The 19,179-nt window shown below is 58.9% G+C and carries 11 protein-coding genes; 4 read left to right on the forward strand and 7 right to left on the reverse strand.

The window, feature by feature from the left end:
* Positions 1 to 231: 231 nt before the first annotated feature.
* The 7 genes from ACVBEG_RS22085 to glnE all read right to left on the reverse strand — a co-directional run bounded on the left by ACVBEG_RS22085 (position 232) and on the right by glnE (position 9,626).
* A complete protein-coding gene (locus tag ACVBEG_RS22085; protein WP_322177531.1) occupies positions 232 to 1,674 on the reverse strand; it encodes a lipopolysaccharide kinase InaA family protein in 1,443 nt (480 codons plus the stop codon).
* Entirely contained in the window at positions 1,674 to 2,426 is a 753-nt protein-coding gene (locus ACVBEG_RS22090) for a lipopolysaccharide kinase InaA family protein (protein ID WP_322177530.1), read from the reverse strand. Before ACVBEG_RS22090 ends, ACVBEG_RS22085 begins: the two co-directional genes overlap by 1 nt.
* 73 nt (positions 2,427 to 2,499) lie before the next feature.
* Complete coding sequence (gene rfaP, locus ACVBEG_RS22095) at positions 2,500 to 3,306, reverse strand: lipopolysaccharide core heptose(I) kinase RfaP (protein WP_322177529.1); 807 nt, start codon at positions 3,304 to 3,306, stop codon at positions 2,500 to 2,502.
* Positions 3,303 to 4,427 carry a glycosyltransferase family 4 protein gene (locus tag ACVBEG_RS22100; RefSeq protein WP_322177528.1) on the reverse strand — a complete coding sequence of 375 codons (1,125 nt, stop codon included), beginning with the start codon at positions 4,425 to 4,427 and terminating at the stop codon, positions 3,303 to 3,305. Before ACVBEG_RS22100 ends, rfaP begins: the two co-directional genes overlap by 4 nt.
* Positions 4,427 to 5,488, reverse strand: a complete 1,062-nt coding sequence (gene waaC / locus ACVBEG_RS22105) for a lipopolysaccharide heptosyltransferase I (RefSeq protein WP_322177527.1) — start codon at positions 5,486 to 5,488, stop codon at positions 4,427 to 4,429. Before waaC ends, ACVBEG_RS22100 begins: the two co-directional genes overlap by 1 nt.
* Position 5,489: 1 nt before the next feature.
* Positions 5,490 to 6,524, reverse strand: a complete 1,035-nt coding sequence (waaF, locus tag ACVBEG_RS22110) for a lipopolysaccharide heptosyltransferase II (RefSeq protein WP_322177526.1) — start codon at positions 6,522 to 6,524, stop codon at positions 5,490 to 5,492.
* A 156-nt stretch (positions 6,525 to 6,680) separates the two neighbouring features.
* Positions 6,681 to 9,626, reverse strand: coding sequence for a bifunctional [glutamate--ammonia ligase]-adenylyl-L-tyrosine phosphorylase/[glutamate--ammonia-ligase] adenylyltransferase (gene glnE / locus ACVBEG_RS22115; protein WP_322177525.1), 2,946 nt, complete (start codon positions 9,624 to 9,626; stop codon positions 6,681 to 6,683).
* Positions 9,627 to 10,008: 382 nt separating this feature from the next.
* Here glnE and aceE point away from each other — a divergent pair, with 382 nt between their 5' ends.
* The 4 genes from aceE (at position 10,009) to ACVBEG_RS22135 (ending at position 19,093) form a co-directional block, all read left to right on the forward strand.
* On the forward strand, positions 10,009 to 12,654 hold the full coding sequence (gene aceE / locus ACVBEG_RS22120) for a pyruvate dehydrogenase (acetyl-transferring), homodimeric type (RefSeq protein WP_322177524.1): 2,646 nt from the start codon (positions 10,009 to 10,011) through the stop codon (positions 12,652 to 12,654).
* A 154-nt stretch (positions 12,655 to 12,808) separates the two neighbouring features.
* Positions 12,809 to 14,455, forward strand: a complete 1,647-nt coding sequence (gene aceF, locus ACVBEG_RS22125) for a dihydrolipoyllysine-residue acetyltransferase (RefSeq protein WP_323566009.1) — start codon at positions 12,809 to 12,811, stop codon at positions 14,453 to 14,455.
* Between the two features lie 237 nt (positions 14,456 to 14,692).
* Positions 14,693 to 16,129, forward strand: coding sequence for an alkaline phosphatase D family protein (locus ACVBEG_RS22130; RefSeq protein ID WP_447108308.1), 1,437 nt, complete (start codon positions 14,693 to 14,695; stop codon positions 16,127 to 16,129).
* A 270-nt stretch (positions 16,130 to 16,399) separates the two neighbouring features.
* Positions 16,400 to 19,093 (forward strand): putative bifunctional diguanylate cyclase/phosphodiesterase, encoded by a 2,694-nt coding sequence (locus ACVBEG_RS22135; RefSeq protein WP_322177521.1) that lies wholly within the window; start codon positions 16,400 to 16,402, stop codon positions 19,091 to 19,093.
* The last annotated feature ends 86 nt before the right edge of the window (positions 19,094 to 19,179 follow it).

The following is a 19,179-nucleotide window of genomic DNA, read 5'->3' on the forward strand; positions in this document are numbered from 1 at the left end:
GTCTGCATGCAGGCGGTAGGCGCCTGAGAAAAATGTGCTCTCGCAAAAGGCGCGAGGAACAGCTAAAGGGCGGGATTATAGCGCAATGAGGCTACGTGTGGTCGGGTGGCTCACAGCACACGGTCAAGGATGATCATGGACCTGTCAGCGCGGGCAGAAGGGGCCGCCAGACACCTGACCCGCGCAGACTACGTTGCGGCTCAAGCCCCGGCGAACAAAAGAGGCACGCACTTATTCGGCGATTTTGGGCAAGCGCTGTTCCAGTGACTGACGCAGCACACTGTCGGCAGGCCAGTTACGCATAAACCGTGCACGGTCTCGCTCGAACGCCTTGGCGAAGGATGCAGCTGAAGTGTGCTGGCACATCGCATCAAGGTCGATCAGCGTCCAGCGATCCTGATGCCAGAACACGTTGTGCCCTTTCAGATCGCCATGGCTGATGCGTTCGCGCAACAACTGGCCGAACAACTGATCCAGCGCCTGCAACTCAACTTCCGGCGCATTGCCTGTCGCTACATAAGGCGCGAACCGCTCAATGATGTCCGGCCCCGGCAAGAACTCGGTCACCAGGTAAGCCTTGCGCCGCAGCCAGAAGAATCGCTGCTCCAGCAACGCCAGTGGTTTGGGCGTCGCGATACCGAGGAACGCCAGCCGATTGCCTTCACGCCAGGAGTGCCAAGCGCGACTCGGACGCCAGAAACGCTTGAGCCAATGAGCAAAACTCTTGATGTTGTAGCGTTTGATCACCAGTGATCGACCCGCCACATCCACACGCCCGACGCTGGCCGCGCCACCAGTCTTGTAAAGATGACCGTGATCAAGCAACTGGTCGGCCTGGGCCAGTACCGGCGTCATCGCGGCCTCTTCTTCGCGCCGAATTGCGCGCAGGCCAAAGGCGCTGTCTTTGACGCTGAACAGACTGCAATCGCGGCCGACCTTGCTGAGGAAGTCCTTCAGGCGCCAAACGCGAACCTTATCGATCTGTTTTTGCAGCGCCTCCATTGGCAAACCATGTTCGCCGTTGCTCAACAGGTAATGCACCAGCAATTCTTCAGTAAATGGCTCGAGGGTCTTGGGCAACTGGGCGAAAAATACCCCGAGATTTTCCAGAACCCGTGTTCGCGACAACGGCTTGCCAGCCTGTTCTGCGCAAATCCCGGCACCGTCAATCAAATACAACTGACCGTTGTGACGCAGCAGGTTGTCCAGGTGCAGGTCTTCCTGCCAAAGCCCTTTGCTGTGCAGGCGGGCGATGGCTGAAAGCGCATCACCCAGCACCGCGTGCTGCTCTTGAGCCAAGACTGGCAAGCTTTCAACTTCAGCCCAGGCTTCACCGAGGCTATGTGCGTGCTCCAGATACTCGAACAATAACCAACCACCCTCGCCATTTTGCAAGCCATCGGCCAGCAGCAACGGTGTGGTCATGCCTTGCTCGGCAAGCAGTCGAGCGCCCGCCAGCTCGCGCTGAAAATGTCGCGCGGCTTTGGGTCCGACCAACAACTTTGCCAATACCACACGTCCACGCCAGATACCGGCGCCGACATAGCGTTGCCCCGGCAACACCCGCAGCAAGGTCAACAGTTGCAACTCGGCCGGGCCTGCAGCATCAGACAGTGCCAGGTTTATCGGCAGCGCAGGCGTACGCCCAGCGGATTTGAGTTCAGACAAACGCATCAGAGAACCTCTTTATGACTGCGGCGTTTGACCAGTCGTCGCCACCACGTATTGACCACCGTACTGGTGACTGGCGCTTGCAGGTACGTTGCCAAAAAGTCACGCACCTCGGTTTCATTCCATATCGGCGCTTGGCGCAGCAACGACTCAAGGTCTCTGATACGGTCACGCCAACCGAACAGTGCGGGCCGCGTTTTCTCCAGACCTATTAACTGCGCCTGATACGCATCAGATCGCGAACGCAGGAAGACATGCCTGGGGCAGAAGCAGCCGTGAACCTGCCCGGCAGAATGCAGTGTGCGCGCCAACTGCCCACAGGACCGAAGGATCGCCAGATGCTGGTGGGGATTGAGCGTCGACCACTGCTGCAACAGAGCGTCCAGATCGACCCAACCGTCCAGCGCCCGCGTCATCAGAATCGCCCGACGCTCGCCTTTTACTTTGCGCTCGCCGTAGAACACCGCATACAACGAGGGAATGCCCAATGACTGGTAGCGGTTGATCATGCGAAATTCACGAGCAAACGAGGGCTCGCCTAACGGTCGATACGCGCTTCGGACCAGGTAGTTGCTCTGGCGCTTCAGGTAAAAGCCGGACGCTTCCAGCTCCAGGCTATCCACGCGGCTCCAGCCGGAGCCCAGGGTGCCAGGCTCGCCGACGATGTCTCGTGGCATGTCCCACAAGGCATCGAAATCAGCCAGGCCATGGCGATCAAGCAACCCCCGATCAGTTGCCGCAATGAAGTCACTCATCCGCGCGCCTCGAAAAAACCGAGTATAAAGCAGATGCTTTTTTGTCCAGCCGGCTCAACTTACAGCCCCCCCATCAGAGCGCATCCCCGTAGCGTACTTTGCGTGCGTACAGCTTGTTGGCCTTGCTTTCCAGCCAACGGAGCAACGCGGCTTCCTCTGCCAGGATCTGCCTCAACGGCTGCTGGAAGTAGCCGCGCAGGAAGCGCAATTTGTCTCGCTGGGTCAGGCCAATATCCAGCGCCGAAAAATACAGCGCGGCCAAGTCCTTGTTACGCCATCGCATGCTAATCGTCTTGCGTGTCTGAGCGCGGTGCAGGTCGATCAACGACAGTTTGAAGTCATCGGCCGTCACCGGCTTGTCGGTATGCAACAGAAAGTGACAGATGTAGCAGTCACGATGATTGACCCCGGCGCGGTGCATCATGCCGGTCATGCGCGCGACCTCGGCGATCAATGCGCGCTTGAGCCTTGGCTGCGGCGGTTGCTGACGCCAATGGATGCTGAAATCTTCCAGGCTGACGGTCGGCGCCAATTCTTCGGTGACGATGAATGAGTGCTGCGCGGCCGGATTGCTGCCGCGCTCGCCATAGGCAACGGCGGTCATGGTGGGCACACCGATTTCATGCAGGCGATTGATCGCCTTCCACTCCTGACCGGCGCCCAGTACTGGCAATTTGGCGGTCATCAGGTTTTTGACCACTTCGCCCCAGCCGATACCCCGGTGAATCTTGACGAAATACCCGCGCCCCTCGACCTCAGTGCGCAATGTGCGCCGACCTTCGAGTTCGCGATAAACCTGACCGTCCAAACGCTCGACTTCGGCGAACGCATCGCGCCCATCCCAGAGGCTTTTGAACGGCTCAGCAAGGATCAATTTCATCCGTGGTGCTCCGCCAGAATCACATCGGCCGCATGCTGCGGCATGCTATAGAGGTCCGCCGTATCGGCGAAGGCCAGGCCATGACGGCTCCAGGCCGTGCGTGCAGCGTCATCCTTGAGCATGGTTGCCAGGTAGTCGTTGAGTTGCGCCTGCTCGAAAGGCTCGTCCAGCACCCGGCCGCAATCGGCTTCGGCGATGTAATGCGCATAACCGCACACTGCACTGACCAGCACCGGTAAGCCAGCCACCAGCGCTTCAAGCAGAACCGTGCCGGTGTTTTCGTTGTAGGCAGGGTGAATCAACAAGTCAGCACCCAGCAGAAAACGCGGAATATCGCTACGCCCCTTGAGGAACTGCACATGTTCGCCCAGCCCCAGCGTGGCGCTTTGCAGCTGGAATACCTTGGGGTCGTCCTGGCCAATCACAAACAACCGGGTGCGCTTCTTCAGCGCTGACGGCAAGCCGGCCAGCGCTTTCAGACTGCGATCAACACCTTTGGTCTTGAACCCGGAGCCAATCTGCACCACCAGCAAGTCGTCGTCCGCGAGGCCAAACTCGCGCCGGAACTCGGCGCGAATCTGCGGCGCATCGGCCGGTGCACGGCGATCCAGGGCAATGCCCGGCGGTAACAGGTGGAAGCGTTCCAGCGGCGTGTCGTAGTGCTTGATAAACAACGGTTGCTGCACTTCGGAAATCATCAACACTTCGGTTTTCGCATCTTTGGCGAACACCGCTCGCTCATACTCGGCGAAGTGACGATAGCGTCCCCAGCGACGGTATAACGCGTTACGCAGGTTTTGCGCCTTGTCTTCAAAGCACCCATCAGCAGCGTAGTACACGTCCAGACCGGGCATTTTATTGAAGCCGATCAGACGGTCCACCGGACGCTTGGCCAGATCCGCTTCCATCCACGCGCTGAGCTTTTCGTTACGGCGATGGTTGAACATTGCCTTGACCGGCGCCACCAGCACTTCAAAGCCGGGCGGCACGTCGCCTTCCCAAATCAAGGTGTAGACGCGGATTTGATGCCCGCGCTGCTGGCATTCCAGGGCAATACGCATGAAGTCGCGTTGCAGGCCGCCGAACGGGAAATATTTATAAAGCACAAAAGCCAGTTGCATCAGCTTGGTTCCTTTGCCAGCAACAGCGCGCCCAATTGGCTCGCTACTCGCTCGGGATTCAAGCGAGTGAAGCACAATGGCCACTCGCGTTTTAGATCGAACCGACGCTGATCTTCAGCCGTCGGGCGATAGGTGCATTTCTTTTGCAGGCACGGGGCACATGGAAAGTCGCTGGCAATGTGCACTTGCGACTTGCCATATGCACCCGTCAGGCCAGGGTTGGTCGGGCCGAACAGCGACAGAGTTGGCACGTCCAGCGCGGCAGCCAAATGACCGAGACCGGTGTCCACCGCGACACACGCTTGAGCGCCAGCCAATACTTTGGCAACACCCGCCAAATTCAGCTTGGGCAGCACCACCGCATTATCCAGGCCGTCGGCAATGCGCTCGGCACGTGCCAGCTCGGCCGGGTTACCCCACGGCAGGCGCACCTGAAGACCGCGTGCGCCCATCAACTCAGCCAATTGCCGCCAATAGAGCTCCGGCCAGTGTTTGGTCGTCCACGTGGTGCCGTGCAGAAACAGGACAAAAGGCTCACTGTCGGGCGCGTCCAGCAGACGCGTGCGATCCAGACCGTAATCGCCCAGACCGTCAGGCACTTGATAGCCCAGCGCTTGAGCGAACAACTGGCGTAAGCGCTCCACCGCATGTTGCCCGCGCGCCACTGGATACGGTCGGTCATAAAAACGACTGGCCAACGGCTCACGCGCCGATTGCCGATCAAGGCCCACCACCGGCGCGTTGACGTAACGCGTCAGCAACGCACTTTTCAGCAGCCCTTGAGCATCAATGACCAAGTCGTAGTCAGTCTCGCTCAAGCGCTGCTTAAAGCGCCGCCACTCGCCATTCTTGAGGGTTTGCCAGAGGTTCTTGCGCCAGCGCCGGATGGCCACCGGGATCACCCCGGCCACCGCCGGATGCCAGGTCGGGATCTCGGCGAAGCCTTCTTCGACCACCCAGTCGAATTGAATACCAGGCAACGCCCGCGCAGCATCGGTCAACGCTGGCAGCGTGTGAATCACATCCCCCAGCGAAGAAGTTTTGATCAACAGTACCCGCAACTCAGATAACCTCGACCGGTGTGCCGCCCAGACGCTCCAGCGCCTCGACCACAGGTGTTGGCTCCAGCTGACGCATGCAGTTGTAATGACCAAAGCGACAGGTACGGTCGAAACACGGGCTGCATTCGATGCCCAACCGGACGATTTCGACCTTGTCGGCCAACGGTGGGGTGAAGCCCGGAGACGTCGAGCCGTACACCGCCACCAGCGGGCGATTGAGCGCCGCGGCGACGTGCATCAAGCCCGAGTCATTGGACACCACTGCGTCAGCGCAGGACATCAGGTCAATCGCTTCGGCCAGCGACGTGTCGCCGCTGAGGTTGACGGCCTCTTCGCGCAAGCCGGGGATCAATCGATCACGAATGCTCTCGCCCACCGCATGATCATTTTTCGAACCAAACAACCAGACCTGCCAGCCTTGGCGAATTCGGGTTTCAGCGACCTTGGCGTAATGTTCAGCGGGCCAGCGCTTGGACTCGCCGAACTCGGCGCCAGGACACAGCGCCAGCACCGGGCGATCAAGGGTCAAACCGAACTTGCTCAGCGCGGCATCGCGGGTGGCGGCATCGATTCGCAGGCTCGGCCGTGGATACGGCTGAGGCAGCTCGACGCCCGCGTCATAGGCCAATGCCATGAAACGTTCGATCATCAGCGGGTAACGCTGCTTGTCCAAGGTGCGCACATCGTTGAGCAGGCCGTAACGGAACTCGCCACGCCAGCCGGTGCGTTTCGGAATGCCCGCAAAAAACGGCACCAGCGCCGACTTCAGCGAGTTGGGTAACAGAATCGCCTGGTCATACTGGCCAGCCAGCGACTTGCCTATCCTGCGGCGGGTTGCCAGTTCGAGCGCGCCGTGGCCGAGCGGAAAGCTCAAGGCCTTGCGCACTTCGGGCATGCGCTCAAGAATCGGCCGGCTCCACTCAGGGGCCAACACATCGATTTCGCACTCGGGATGACGCTGTTTCAGGCACTGGAACAGCGTTTGCGCCATCACCATGTCACCGACCCAGCTTGGCCCAACGATTAGAATTCTCATGCTTAATCCAAAAACCACCAGAAACGAGCAGGGAGGCTTATCAAATTGCGCGACCTTGCCACACAACCTGACGCCTCCCTGTCATAGCGTTATAAATCCTGCGCAACACGACGGTTAAGGCCGCGAGCGCTCGCCGGATGCCATTGATTCACACCCTTAACTCAAACCTAACTCAGACCAGATCCGTAGCACTTCGCGCCGTTGGGCGTGAAATTGATCGCCGCCGATCACCCCGGCCTCTTTCTGCAAAGCCTGCCGGTGAGCCGCTGCACGATAGGCCTTATAAGCCTCGCGTAACAGGTGGGCATCTGTGTCGGGAACCAACCCGGCCTGTTCCAGACCTTCCAGAATACGGATGTTATCGGTATAACGCAGCAGTGCCGGATGCTCCCAGGACCACGCCAAGGCGGCGTATTGCACCATAAATTCGATATCGACGATACCACCGGCGTCCTGCTTGAGATCGAACGGCGCCGTGGCTTCGAAGGCATTCGCGGCCGTTCCGGCGGCCGTCGACTTGCTGCCCAGATTGTCCCGCATCTTGGCGCGCATCTCGCTCACTTCCAGTCGCAGCGCAGGCAAATCACGCTTGCGACCCAGCACCGAGGCCCGTACTTTTTCGAAAGCGGCACCTACCTCTTGGCTGCCCACCAACACCCGCGCACGCACCAGCGCCTGATGCTCCCAGGTCCAGGCTTCGTTTTCCTGATAGCGGCTGAAGGCGCCCAATGAACTGACCAGCAGCCCCGACGCGCCAGACGGACGCAGGCGCATATCGACCTCGTACAACTGACCGGAGTTGGTCTGGGTGGTCAGCAAATGGATGATCCGCTGGCCCAGTCGGGTGAAAAACTGCGCGCCATCTATAGGCTTGGCACCGTCGGTTTCAGCCTGCGGATCGCCGTCATGAATGAACACCAAGTCCAGGTCCGAACCGTGACCGAGCTCGATCCCCCCGACTTTGCCGTACCCGACAATGATGAAACCGGGATCGCACAGGGTGCCATCCGGGCGCGATGGCGTGCCGTGCCTGGCGACCGTGTGGCGCCAGGCCAAGGCCAACACCTGCTCCAGAATCGCTTCAGCCAGCCAGGTCAGGTAATCGCTGACTTTCATCAGGGGCAAGCTGCCGGTTATTTCCGAGGCCGCCACACGCAGCCGGTGGGCCAGCTTGAAGTGTCGCAGGGCCTCCATCTGTTGTTCGAGGTCATCTTCGGGAATCCGGGTCAACCGCTCGCGCAGTTCCGCTGCCAGTTCCGGGGCCAACGGCGGGCTGAACAGACGGCCTTCGTTGAGCAATTCATCGAGCAACAGCGGGAAGCGTGCGATTTGCTCGGCGATCCACGGGCTGGCCGCACACAGCGTCAGTAAACGACGCAGGGCATTGGGGTTTTCCGTGAGGAGCACCAGATAGGCGGACCGTCGGGCGACCGCTTCGACCAGTGGTAACACGCGTTCCAATACCAAGTCGGGATTTTCATGCTCCACCGTCTGCGCCATCAGCCGTGGAATAAAGGCGTCCAGACGTTCGCGACTCAGGCGCTGCATGGAGCGTAGTTGCGGACTGCCGCGCAGGCCTGACAATTGTCTCAGCGCCTTGGCGGCATCGGTAAATCCGCCTTCCTGCAACTGGCGGCAGGCGGCGTCTTCGTCCTGGGATTCTTCCCACAGCGGCAACCATTCACCGCCGACCACCATTTGGCTTTCTTCACCCTGCTCTTCATCGGGATCAGCGATCACTTGGCGGAAATGCCAATCCACGCGACCACGCCAGTGCATCAACCGTTCGTGGAAACTCGTCCAGTCGGCAAAGCCCAGCATGAAGGCGATGCGTGCCTGATCTTCCGGGCTGTCCGGGAGCATCTGGGTCTGGCGATCGGCGATGGCCTGGATCGCGTGCTCGGTGTATCGCAAAAACTCATAGGCATCGCGCAGCTCACTAATCACCGCAGGCGGCAGATACCCCTGACCTTCCAGGGTGTTCAGCACTTTAAGCAGTGGGCGTTGTTGCAGGCTCAGGTCTCGACCGCCGTGAATCAACTGGAACGCCTGGGCGATGAACTCCACTTCGCGAATTCCGCCTGCGCCAAGCTTTATGTTCTCGGCCATGCCTTTGCGCCGGACTTCCTGCTGAATCAGCTGCTTCATGGTGCGCAGCGCTTCAATCGCAGAGAAGTCCAGATAACGCCGGTAGACGAACGGCCGCAGCATGTCGAGCAACTGCGCGCCAGCGACTTGATCGCCGCCCACCACCCGCGCCTTGATCATCGCGTAGCGTTCCCAATCACGACCCTGATCCTGGTAATACTGCTCCAGCGCGTTAAAACTGAGCACCAGCGCACCAGACGAGCCATAAGGCCGCAAGCGCATATCCACGCGGAACACGAAACCATCGACGGTGATCGGGTCCAGCGCCTTGATCAGCCGTTGCCCCAGGCGAATGAAGAATTCCTGATTGTCCAGAGGGCGCTTGACCCCTTGGGTTTCGCCACCTTCGGGGTAACCGAAGATCAGATCGATGTCCGACGACAAGTTGAGTTCGACCGCCCCCAGTTTGCCCATCCCAAGGATGACCATCTGCTGCGGCTCACCGCTGCGACGCCCGGTCGGCACACCGAACTGCTGACAATGGCGCTGATACAGCCATTGATAGGCCAGATCGATGCAGGCGTCGGCCATGTCCGACAGGTCGCGGCAGGTTTCAACCAGATCGGCCTGACGGGTCAGATCACGCCAGACGATGCGCACCTGATGTCGGGTGCGCTGGCGGCGCAGATGGCGGCCCAACTCATCCTCGGTGCTGGCGAGTTGCACGGCGGCGTCAAGCTGCTCGCGCATCTCGCCCACGGCAAAACTGCGCTCCAACTGGCCGGACGCGGCAAGGTCGAGGAGCATTTGCGGGTCGCGACACACCTGATCGGCGACAAAGTCACTGGCCGCGCACACGCGTTCGAAAGCGGCGCGGCGCGCATCGGGCCACGTATCAAGCGTGACAAGGATATCGTCGGAAAGGGAGGCCACGGCGGTACCCCACGACTGATGCGCACGCGTGACAAACGGCTGCAGGATGGCTGGCAGATCGGCCAGCAAAGGGAGGCTCATGGTCTATCCTTTATCGGCGTACGGAGGGCCGGTTGTCGTGACAACAAGAAATACGTAGTGAGGCGGATCGTCGAACAAAGGTTATAAATAGCTGAAAAATCATATTTCTTGGCAGCCAACATCAAGTCTTTCCCCGTCCGAGTTCACGTTACACCTACATTAACGATTTATCTCACAACACAACAGGAGCCCATAAGTCGCTCTTCTGTAGTTTTACTACTGAGGCACCTACTCGAAAGGCTGAAATAGCCGACGATTTGTAGTAAAACTACACAACGCCGGTACAACCCCCGGTAATCCAAGAATTTATGTCGTCTGCCCACAAGGCCAGTCGCAAACTCAGGCAACCGATTCTGGAAGCCTTTCCGCCCTGGAGCAAGCCATGCAAGACCTCGATCCCGTCGAAACCCAGGAATGGCTGGACGCCCTGGAATCGGTTCTCGACAAAGAAGGCGAAGACCGTGCTCACTATTTGATGACCCGTATGGGCGAGCTGGCCACCAGAAGTGGCTCACAGCTGCCTTACGCCATCACCACGCCCTACCGCAACACGATCCCCGTTACCCACGAAGCACGCATGCCTGGCGACCTGTTCATGGAACGCCGCATTCGCTCGCTGGTGCGTTGGAACGCGTTGGCAATGGTTGTCAAAACCAACCTGCATGACCCTGATCTGGGCGGTCACATCTCCAGCTTCGCCTCCAGCGCGACGCTGTATGACATTGGTTTCAACTACTTCTTCCAGGCCCCGACCGACGAACATGGCGGCGACCTGATCTACTTCCAGGGTCACGCTTCGCCGGGCGTTTACGCACGGGCGTTCATGGAAGGCAGGATCACCGAAGACCAAATGAACAACTTCCGTCAGGAAGTCGACGGCAAAGGCCTGTCGTCTTATCCACACCCGTGGCTGATGAAAGATTTCTGGCAGTTCCCGACTGTATCCATGGGCCTTGGCCCGATCCAGGCGATCTACCAGGCACGCTTCATGAAGTACCTGGAACACCGTGGCTACATCCCTGAAGGCAAGCAGAAAGTCTGGTGCTTCCTGGGCGATGGCGAGACCGACGAGCCGGAATCCCTGGGTGCAATCTCCCTGGCCGGTCGTGAAAACCTCGACAACCTGATCTTCGTCGTCAACTGCAACCTGCAACGTCTCGACGGCCCGGTTCGCGGTAACGGCAAGATCATCCAGGAACTCGAAGGTGTGTTCCGTGGCGCTCAATGGAACGTGACCAAAGTGGTCTGGGGCCGTTTCTGGGACCCACTGCTGGCCAAAGACGTCGACGGCATCCTGCAACGCCGGATGGACGAAGTGGTCGACGGCGAGTATCAGAACTACAAAGCCAAAGACGGCGCGTTCGTGCGTGAACACTTCTTCAACTCGCCCGAACTCAAGGCGATGGTTGCTGATCTGTCCGACGATGAAATCTGGAAACTCAACCGTGGCGGCCACGACCCGTACAAGGTCTACGCGGCGTACCACGAAGCCGTTAACCACAAGGGTCAACCGACCGTGGTTCTGGCCAAGACCATCAAGGGTTACGGCACCGGTGCGGGTGAAGCGAAGAACACCGCGCACAACACCAAGAAAGTCGACGTCGACAGCCTGAAAAGCTTCCGTGACCGCTTCGACATTCCAATCAAAGATGACCAACTGGAAACCCTGCCGTTCTTCAAGCCCGAAGAAGGCAGCGCCGAAGCCCGCTACTTGAGCGAGCGCCGTGCCGCACTGGGCGGTTTCGTGCCACAGCGTCGCGCCAAGAGCTTCAATCTGCCGACTCCGCCACTGGAAACCCTCAAGGCTATCCTCGACGGTTCCGGCGATCGCGAAATCTCCACCACCATGGCCTTCGTGCGGATTCTGTCGCAACTGATCAAGGACAAAGAGATCGGCCAGCGCATCGTGCCGATCATTCCCGACGAAGCCCGTACCTTCGGTATGGAAGGCATGTTCCGCCAGTTGGGCATCTACTCGGCCGTCGGCCAGCTCTACGAGCCAGTCGATAAAGAACAAGTGATGTTCTACCGCGAGGACAAGAAAGGTCAGATCCTCGAGGAAGGTATCAACGAAGCAGGCGCCATGTCCTCCTTCATCGCTGCCGGTACGTCCTACAGCACTCACAACCAACCGATGATCCCGTTCTACATCTTCTATTCGATGTTCGGGTTCCAGCGTATCGGCGACCTGGCCTGGGCCGCTGGCGACAGCCGCACCCGGGGCTTCCTGGTCGGCGGCACGGCCGGTCGGACCACGCTCAACGGCGAAGGTTTGCAGCACGAAGACGGTCACAGCCACATCCTGGCCTCGACCATTCCGAACTGCCGCACGTTCGACCCGACCTACGGCTATGAGTTGGCGGTGATCATCCGCGAAGGCATGCGCCTGATGTTCGAAGAGCAGCAGGACGTTTTCTACTACCTCACCGTGATGAACGAATCCTACGTGCAACCGGCCATGCCGGCTGGCGTCGAGGAAGGCATCATCAAGGGTATGTACCTGCTCGAAGAAGACACCAAGGAAGCGGCGCACCACGTCCAGCTTATGGGGTCGGGCACTATCCTGCGTGAAGTGCGTGAAGCGGCGAAGATCCTGCGCGAGCAGTTCAACGTCGGCGCGGATGTCTGGAGCGTTACCAGCTTCAACGAACTGCGTCGCGATGGCCTGGCCGTAGAGCGCAGCAACCGCCTGCACCCGGGTCAGAAGCCTGCATTGAGCTACGTGGAAGAATGCCTCAGTGGCCGTAAAGGTCCGGTGATCGCTTCGACCGACTACATGAAACTGTTCGCTGACCAGATTCGTCAGTGGGTACCGACCAAGGAATACAAAGTCCTGGGCACTGATGGTTTCGGCCGCAGTGACAGCCGCAAGAAGCTGCGTCACTTCTTTGAAGTCGATCGTAACTTCGTGGTCCTGGCAGCTCTGGAAGCCTTGGCTGATCGCGGCGATATCGAACCCAAGGTGGTGGCTGAAGCCATCGTCAAGTTCGGCATCGACCCTGAGAAACGCAACCCACTGGACTGTTAAGAGTCTGTTTTCAGATCGCACACAGCGCTGATGAGGTGCGCGAAGCAGCAGAGGGTGCGGAATTTACATCGGTAAATGAGCACCCAACGCTGTTTTCGTCTCAACTGAAACCAGTGCAGTCGAGAGTGAACAGGTTCTCCGAAGGAGAGAGATTGTGAGTGAGCTAATTCGAGTACCCGACATCGGCAACGGTGAAGGTGAAGTCATTGAGTTGATGGTCAAGGTCGGCGATCGTATCGAAGCCGATCAGAGCATCCTGACGCTGGAGTCGGACAAGGCAAGCATGGAAATCCCTGCGCCTAAAGCCGGTGTCATCAAAAGCATGAAAGTGAAGCTCGGCGACCGCCTGAAAGAAGGCGACGAGTTGTTCGAACTGGAAGTCGAAGGCGACGCGGCTGCTCCTGCACAAGCGGCTCCCGCTGCGACCGCACCAGCCGCTGCCACGCCAGAAAAAGCGGCGCCTGCCGCCGCCCAGGCACCGGTTGCTGCACCCGCGGCCGCGGCCAGCGAAACGGTCCAGGACATCCATGTTCCGGACATCGGTTCGTCGGGCAAAGCCAAGATCATCGAATTGATGGTCAAGGTCGGGGACACCATCGTCGCTGATCAATCGCTGATCACGCTCGAATCCGACAAAGCCAGCATGGAAATTCCTTCGCCCGCTGCTGGCGTGGTCGAAAGCATCAGCGTCAAGCTGGACCAGGAAGTCGGCACCGGCGACCTGATCCTGAAATTGAAAGTGGCGGGCGCTGCAGCTCCAGCCGCAGCACCGGCTCAGGCTCAGGCGGCTGCACCAGCTCCAACCGAAGCGGCCGTACCGGCAGCAGCGTCGGCACCAAAAGCCGAAGCCGCTGCTCCAGCCGCCGTGGCACCCGCGAAAGACGGCGCCAAGGTTCACGCAGGCCCGGCAGTTCGCCAACTGGCCCGTGAATTCGGGGTAGAACTGAGTGCGGTTGGCTCAACCGGCCCACACGGTCGCGTGCTCAAAGAAGACGTGCAGGTTTACGTCAAAGCCATGATGCAGAAGGCCAAGGAAGCACCGGCCGGCGGCGCTACCGGGGGCGCGGGTATCCCGCCGATCCCGGAAGTCGATTTCAGCCGTTATGGCGAAACCGAAGAAGTGCCGATGACTCGCCTGATGCAACTCGGCGCGTCAAGCCTGCACCGCAGCTGGCTGAACATTCCGCACGTGACTCAGTTCGACCAGGCCGACATCACCGAACTGGAAGCTTTCCGCATCGCTCAGAAAGCCGTCGCAGAGAAGGCTGGCGTCAAGCTGACCGTCCTGCCACTGCTGCTCAAGGCCGCTGCGCATTTGCTCAAGGAACTGCCGGACTTCAACAGCTCGTTGGCGCCAAGCGGCAAAGCGATCATCCGCAAGAAGTACGTGAACATCGGCTTCGCCGTGGACACACCGGAAGGTCTGCTGGTCCCGGTCATCAAGAACGTCGATCAGAAGAGCCTCCTGCAACTGGCCGCTGAAGCTGCCGCTCTGGCAGAAAAAGCGCGCGCCAAAAAGCTCTCCGCCGATGACATGCAAGGCGCCTGCTTCACGATCTCCAGCCTCGGCCACATTGGCGGCACCGGCTTCACGCCGATCGTCAACGCACCGGAAGTGGCGATCCTTGGCGTGTCCAAGGCCACTATCCAGCCAGTCTGGGACGGTAAAGCCTTCCAGCCGAAACTGATGCTGCCACTCTCGCTGTCCTATGATCACCGCGTGATCAACGGCGCTGCGGCTGCGCGCTTCACCAAGCGCTTAAGCGAGCTGCTTGGGGATATCCGCACGATGCTCCTGTAAAAAAGCCGGCAGGCCCGTTTCCCCGGGCCTGCCGAGCACTGTTTTCCGAGCTGCCACGCTCGTACCTCAACCCCGCCAGCTTGGCGGGGCTTTTTTTTGCCCGCCGAACCGCTTTTCCTACAGCACGCATCGTCAGCAGCCGCAAACGCTGTAGCCCTTCATGAAGCGATTTTTTTCCTGTCCACCCTAAAATCAATGAGGCACTACACACCCAATTTGATTTGAACGGATTCAATCATGGAAATACTCAAGCCCACTGTCGGCCCTATCGTTGGCCACACCACCTCGCAACAATGCCGGATATTTCTTCGCAGCAAAAAAAGCGAGTCGCAAACCCCTCATTTCAGCGTTGTACGTTACCGAGTCAGTCACAATCCTGACTGGTCTGAACCTGTGTTCAACCAACTGATGCCTTACAACGACATGACGGCGGTCATGATCCTCGATGGCCTCGATGACAACACGGTCTATGACTATCAAGCAGGCTGGTTCACCGCTGAAACAACCCTGGACAATGTCGCCCTGCAAAGCAGCGGCAAACTGAAGTGGCCCAGCAGCACCTATGTCTTCAAAACGGCCACCCGCAATCCAAAAGCCGAGCGCAACTTCATCGTCGGCTCCTGCCGTTATATCCATACTTTGAGGGGCAGTGATGGAATGGGCCTATGGCCGGATCTGGGCGACCAAATGTTCAAAGTGATGTTCGACAAAGTCACCCGAAAGAAAATGCCCATTGATGCCGTGTTCATGGTGGGTGATCAGATCTATGCCGACGACCTCAACCTGATCAACCCGGCAGCGGCGCTGGAAGATTTCCTCAGACGCTACCGGGTCGCGTTCAGCCAGGAAGGTATCGGCAAAATGATGAACAACGTACCCACCTACATGATCCTCGACGACCATGAGATCGAGGACAACTGGCCCGCCAAGGCCACCCCTCAGGACATAGAAACGCTCTACCCTGCAGCCATCAAGGCGTACAGCATCTACCAGTGCAGCCACAGCCCCCTGTACGACGCCAGGGAGAGCGGAGACATTTCCGGCGCGGTCATCCCGAAGAAGTTTTGGTACACCGTCACCAACGGCGTATCAGACTGGTTTGTCATGGACGTCCGAACCGAGCGCAAATTGCACACCACACCACCCGAAATGATTGGCACGGTGCAAATGGCCGCCCTGCTCGACAGCTTGAAAACCAGTGAGGCGCGAGTCAAGTTCGTGGTTACGCCGGTCATGTTTTACCCGGACCTCCAGTCAGACCATGGCGACAGCTGGAAGTCGTTCCCGGAACAACGCAACCAGATCCTCGACTACATTCGCTTCAATAAAATCCAGAACGTCGTATTCGTTTCCGGCGACGTTCATTGTTCGCTGATCAGTAAACTGACCCATTCGGCCGACCCCGACTTTAGCGTGCACACCATCGTGTCTTCGCCGCTGTACAAAATCCCGCTGTTGGCGACGTATGCTTACTCCTATGAATCGGACTTCATACTGAATGGGCTGGTGAGCATCGTGAACGACGGTGCTTACAACAGCCAACTCATCAGCAACGTTCACAGCGAAGACAACTTTGCCTATGTGAGCGCGAATGAAAAAGAAGTTCAGGTGCAATTCTTTGGCAAAAATGGCCAAACCCTGGAAAAACAGCCTGTCGTCATTACATTGGACTAACAGACCGCGTCTATCCTCTTTGCAGGCCAGCCGGTACCCACAATCCAGCGCAGAGCTTGTGGGTAAGGGCTTGCATGCGAAGCCCCAAGCCAGGCACACCCCGAAAGTCCCGGGAAATACTGCAGATCAATACGCCAATCGGTACGATTTATAGCACTAAGCCACTGCCCTCCCTTGTCAGCCTGAGCTGCATGATGCAACCTTGGCGCACGCGACAAAAAAGAGGGCGCAAGCCCGGGCGCGATCAGCATTCTGGAAGCGAGTTTGTTAATGAAAAGCCAACCCGATGCCGTCGGTCGAACCGCGGTCGAGGTAGTCACGCAATTACCGGTGCCCTCGCGGCTCGGTATGTTGCGTTTCGAACGGCTGAATGACGCTAGCTGGGCGCTGCTGTACCTCGATCCCAATTGCGAAAAGCAGTTTGGCCTGCCCGCGGTAGACCTTTGCTCCCTCGTTGGCTCGCCTTATGCCAGCCTGATGGAGCCCGAAGCGCGCTATCAGATGCATGACGACATCCAGCTGCAATTGGCCAACAGCCCGTTCTATCTGATCCGCTATACGCTGCACACTGCCGTTGGCCCGATCAGCCTGCTGGAGATGGGTGAGGGCTTTAAGCAGCATAACCGCCACCTGCTACGCGGCTACATCATCGTGGTCCAAGGCCTGCTCGGTGACAGCGGCCCTGCATCAGACCCGGATCTGGAAAACCAGAACAACCGCCTGCAAATTGCCCTTGAGCTCAACCAGCGTGCCCAGCATGAGCAACTGCTGCATCTGGAGCGTGTTCGCGCTCAGCAAAGCCTGATCCTGCGCCTGGCCCGTCATCGCTACAGCAGCCAAAACTCAGTGCAGGAAGCGGCCCAGCTGATCACTCAAAGCGCCTGTGAAATCTACGACATCGCCTGCGCCAGCATCTGGAACCTCAACGACCAGCGCCTGGAGCCGATTGCCGCGTTCAATCGCGACACTGGCGACTGCCTGCTGCCACAACCCATCGACGCCAGCCTGTTCCCGAGCTACCTCGGTGCCCTGCACACCGGCCGCGCCATTGATGCCAATGACGTATCACTAGACCCGCGCACCCGCGAGATGGCCGAAAGCCTGAAGCCTCGGGACATCAATGCGATGCTCGATGCCAGTATCCGTGTCGATGGCAATGTCGTCGGTGTGCTGTGCCTGGAACAGACCGGCACCCCGCGCGCCTGGCAGGCCGATGAAATAACCTTTGCCGGCGAGTTGGCCGATCAATTCGCGCAGGTTCTCAACAACCACAACCGACGCACCGCCACCAGCGCCTTGCATTTGTTCCAGCGCGCCGTGGAACAAAGCGCCAACGCCTTCTTGCTGGTCAATTGCGACGGGGTGGTTGAATACGTCAACCCGAGCTTCACCGCGATCACCCAATACACCACCGAAGAGGTCCACGGCCACCGGCTGTCAGATCTGACAGCGCTGGAAAACCTCAACGAATTGCTGCTCGACGCCAACTCCAGCCTCGCCAAAAGCAACAGCTGGCAAGGCGAGTTCAAGAGCCGTCGCAAAAATCTGGAACCCTATTGGGGTCAGCTTTCGATCTCCAAGGTGTATGGCGACAATCGTGAGTTGACTCATTACATCGGCATTTACGAAGACATCACCCAGACCAAGCTCGCACAACAGCGCATCGAACGCCTGGCCTACACCGACAACCTCACCAGCCTGGGCAACCGGCCGGCGTTCATTCGCAACCTTGATGAGCGCTTTGCCCGTGACAGCGACACGCCCATCAGCCTGTTGCTGGTGGACATCGACAACTTCAAACGCATCAACGACAGCCTTGGCCATCAGACTGGCGACAAACTGCTGATCAGCCTTGCCCGGCGCCTGCGGAACAGCCTGAGCCCCAGCAGCAGTCTGGCGCGATTTGCCAGTAACGAGTTTGCCGTGCTGTTGGATGACACCGACCTCGACGCCGGCCAGCAGATCGCCATCCAGGTACTCAAGACCCTGGATAAACCGATGTTCGTCGACAACCAGTTGATCAGCGTCACCGGCTCCGTGGGCCTCGCCTGCGCGCCACTGCACGGCCGCGATCCGCAAACCCTGATGAAGAACGCCGGCTTGGCTCTGCACAAAGCCAAGGCCAACGGCAAACATCAGGTGCAAGTGTTCACAGAGGCCCTCAACGCCGAGGCCAGCTATAAGCTGTTCGTCGAGAACAATCTACGACGCGCCTTGACCCAAAACGAGCTGGAAGTGTTCTACCAACCCAAGCTGTGCCTGCGCAGCGGAAGGTTGCTGGGGATGGAAGCGCTGTTGCGCTGGAATCACCCGGAAAAAGGCATGATTCGCCCGGACCAGTTCATCAGCGTTGCAGAAGAAACCGGCCTGATCATCCCCATTGGTAAATGGGTCGCGCGTGAAGCGTGCCGCATGAGCAAACAACTGACCGCCGCCGGGCTGGGGCTCTTGCACGTTGCGATCAACCTGTCACCCAAGCAGTTTTCCGACCCGGACCTGGTGTCTTCGATTGCCAGCATCCTCAAGGAAGAACGTCTGCCAGCCCCCTTGCTGGAGCTTGAACTCACCGAAGGTTTGCTGCTGGAAGCGACCGAGGACACCCGACAACAACTCGATTCCCTGAAAAGTCTCGGGCTGACCCTGGCCATGGATGACTTCGGCACCGGTTACTCTTCCCTCAGCTACCTGAAAAAATTCCCGATTGACGTCATCAAGATCGATCGCAGCTTCATCCGCGACATTCCGGATAATCAGGACGACATGGAAATCACCTCAGCGGTGATCGCCATGGCCCACAACCTTAAACTCACGGTCGTGGCCGAAGGTGTCGAAACCGCCGAACAACTGGCGTTCCTGCGTCGCCATCGATGCGACGTCGGTCAAGGCTATCTGTTTGACCGGCCGATTCCAGGGCTGGAGCTGATCGACAAGCTCCGACGTTACCCTCGCGGCCCTCTGGTCTGACATCAGCGCGCCTCTCCCTACGCGTGTCCCGCCCCTTCCCTCGACCCTGAACAGTCGGGCAAACTGTCGGTCTATCGTCACTCACC

Source organism: Pseudomonas sp. GG8 (assembly GCF_052976945.1).

Coding starts and splice junctions, on each gene's coding strand:
- ACVBEG_RS22085 (WP_322177531.1), bottom strand. CDS start 1,674: ATGCGTTTGTCTGAACTCAAATCCGCTGGGCGTACGCCTGCGCTGCCG.
- ACVBEG_RS22090 (WP_322177530.1), bottom strand. CDS start 2,426: ATGAGTGACTTCATTGCGGCAACTGATCGGGGGTTGCTTGATCGCCAT.
- rfaP (WP_322177529.1), bottom strand. CDS start 3,306: ATGAAATTGATCCTTGCTGAGCCGTTCAAAAGCCTCTGGGATGGGCGC.
- ACVBEG_RS22100 (WP_322177528.1), bottom strand. CDS start 4,427: ATGCAACTGGCTTTTGTGCTTTATAAATATTTCCCGTTCGGCGGCCTG.
- waaF (WP_322177526.1), bottom strand. CDS start 6,524: ATGAGAATTCTAATCGTTGGGCCAAGCTGGGTCGGTGACATGGTGATG.
- glnE (WP_322177525.1), bottom strand. CDS start 9,626: ATGAGCCTCCCTTTGCTGGCCGATCTGCCAGCCATCCTGCAGCCGTTT.
- aceE (WP_322177524.1), top strand. CDS start 10,009: ATGCAAGACCTCGATCCCGTCGAAACCCAGGAATGGCTGGACGCCCTG.
- ACVBEG_RS22130 (WP_447108308.1), top strand. CDS start 14,693: ATGGAAATACTCAAGCCCACTGTCGGCCCTATCGTTGGCCACACCACC.
- ACVBEG_RS22135 (WP_322177521.1), top strand. CDS start 16,400: ATGAAAAGCCAACCCGATGCCGTCGGTCGAACCGCGGTCGAGGTAGTC.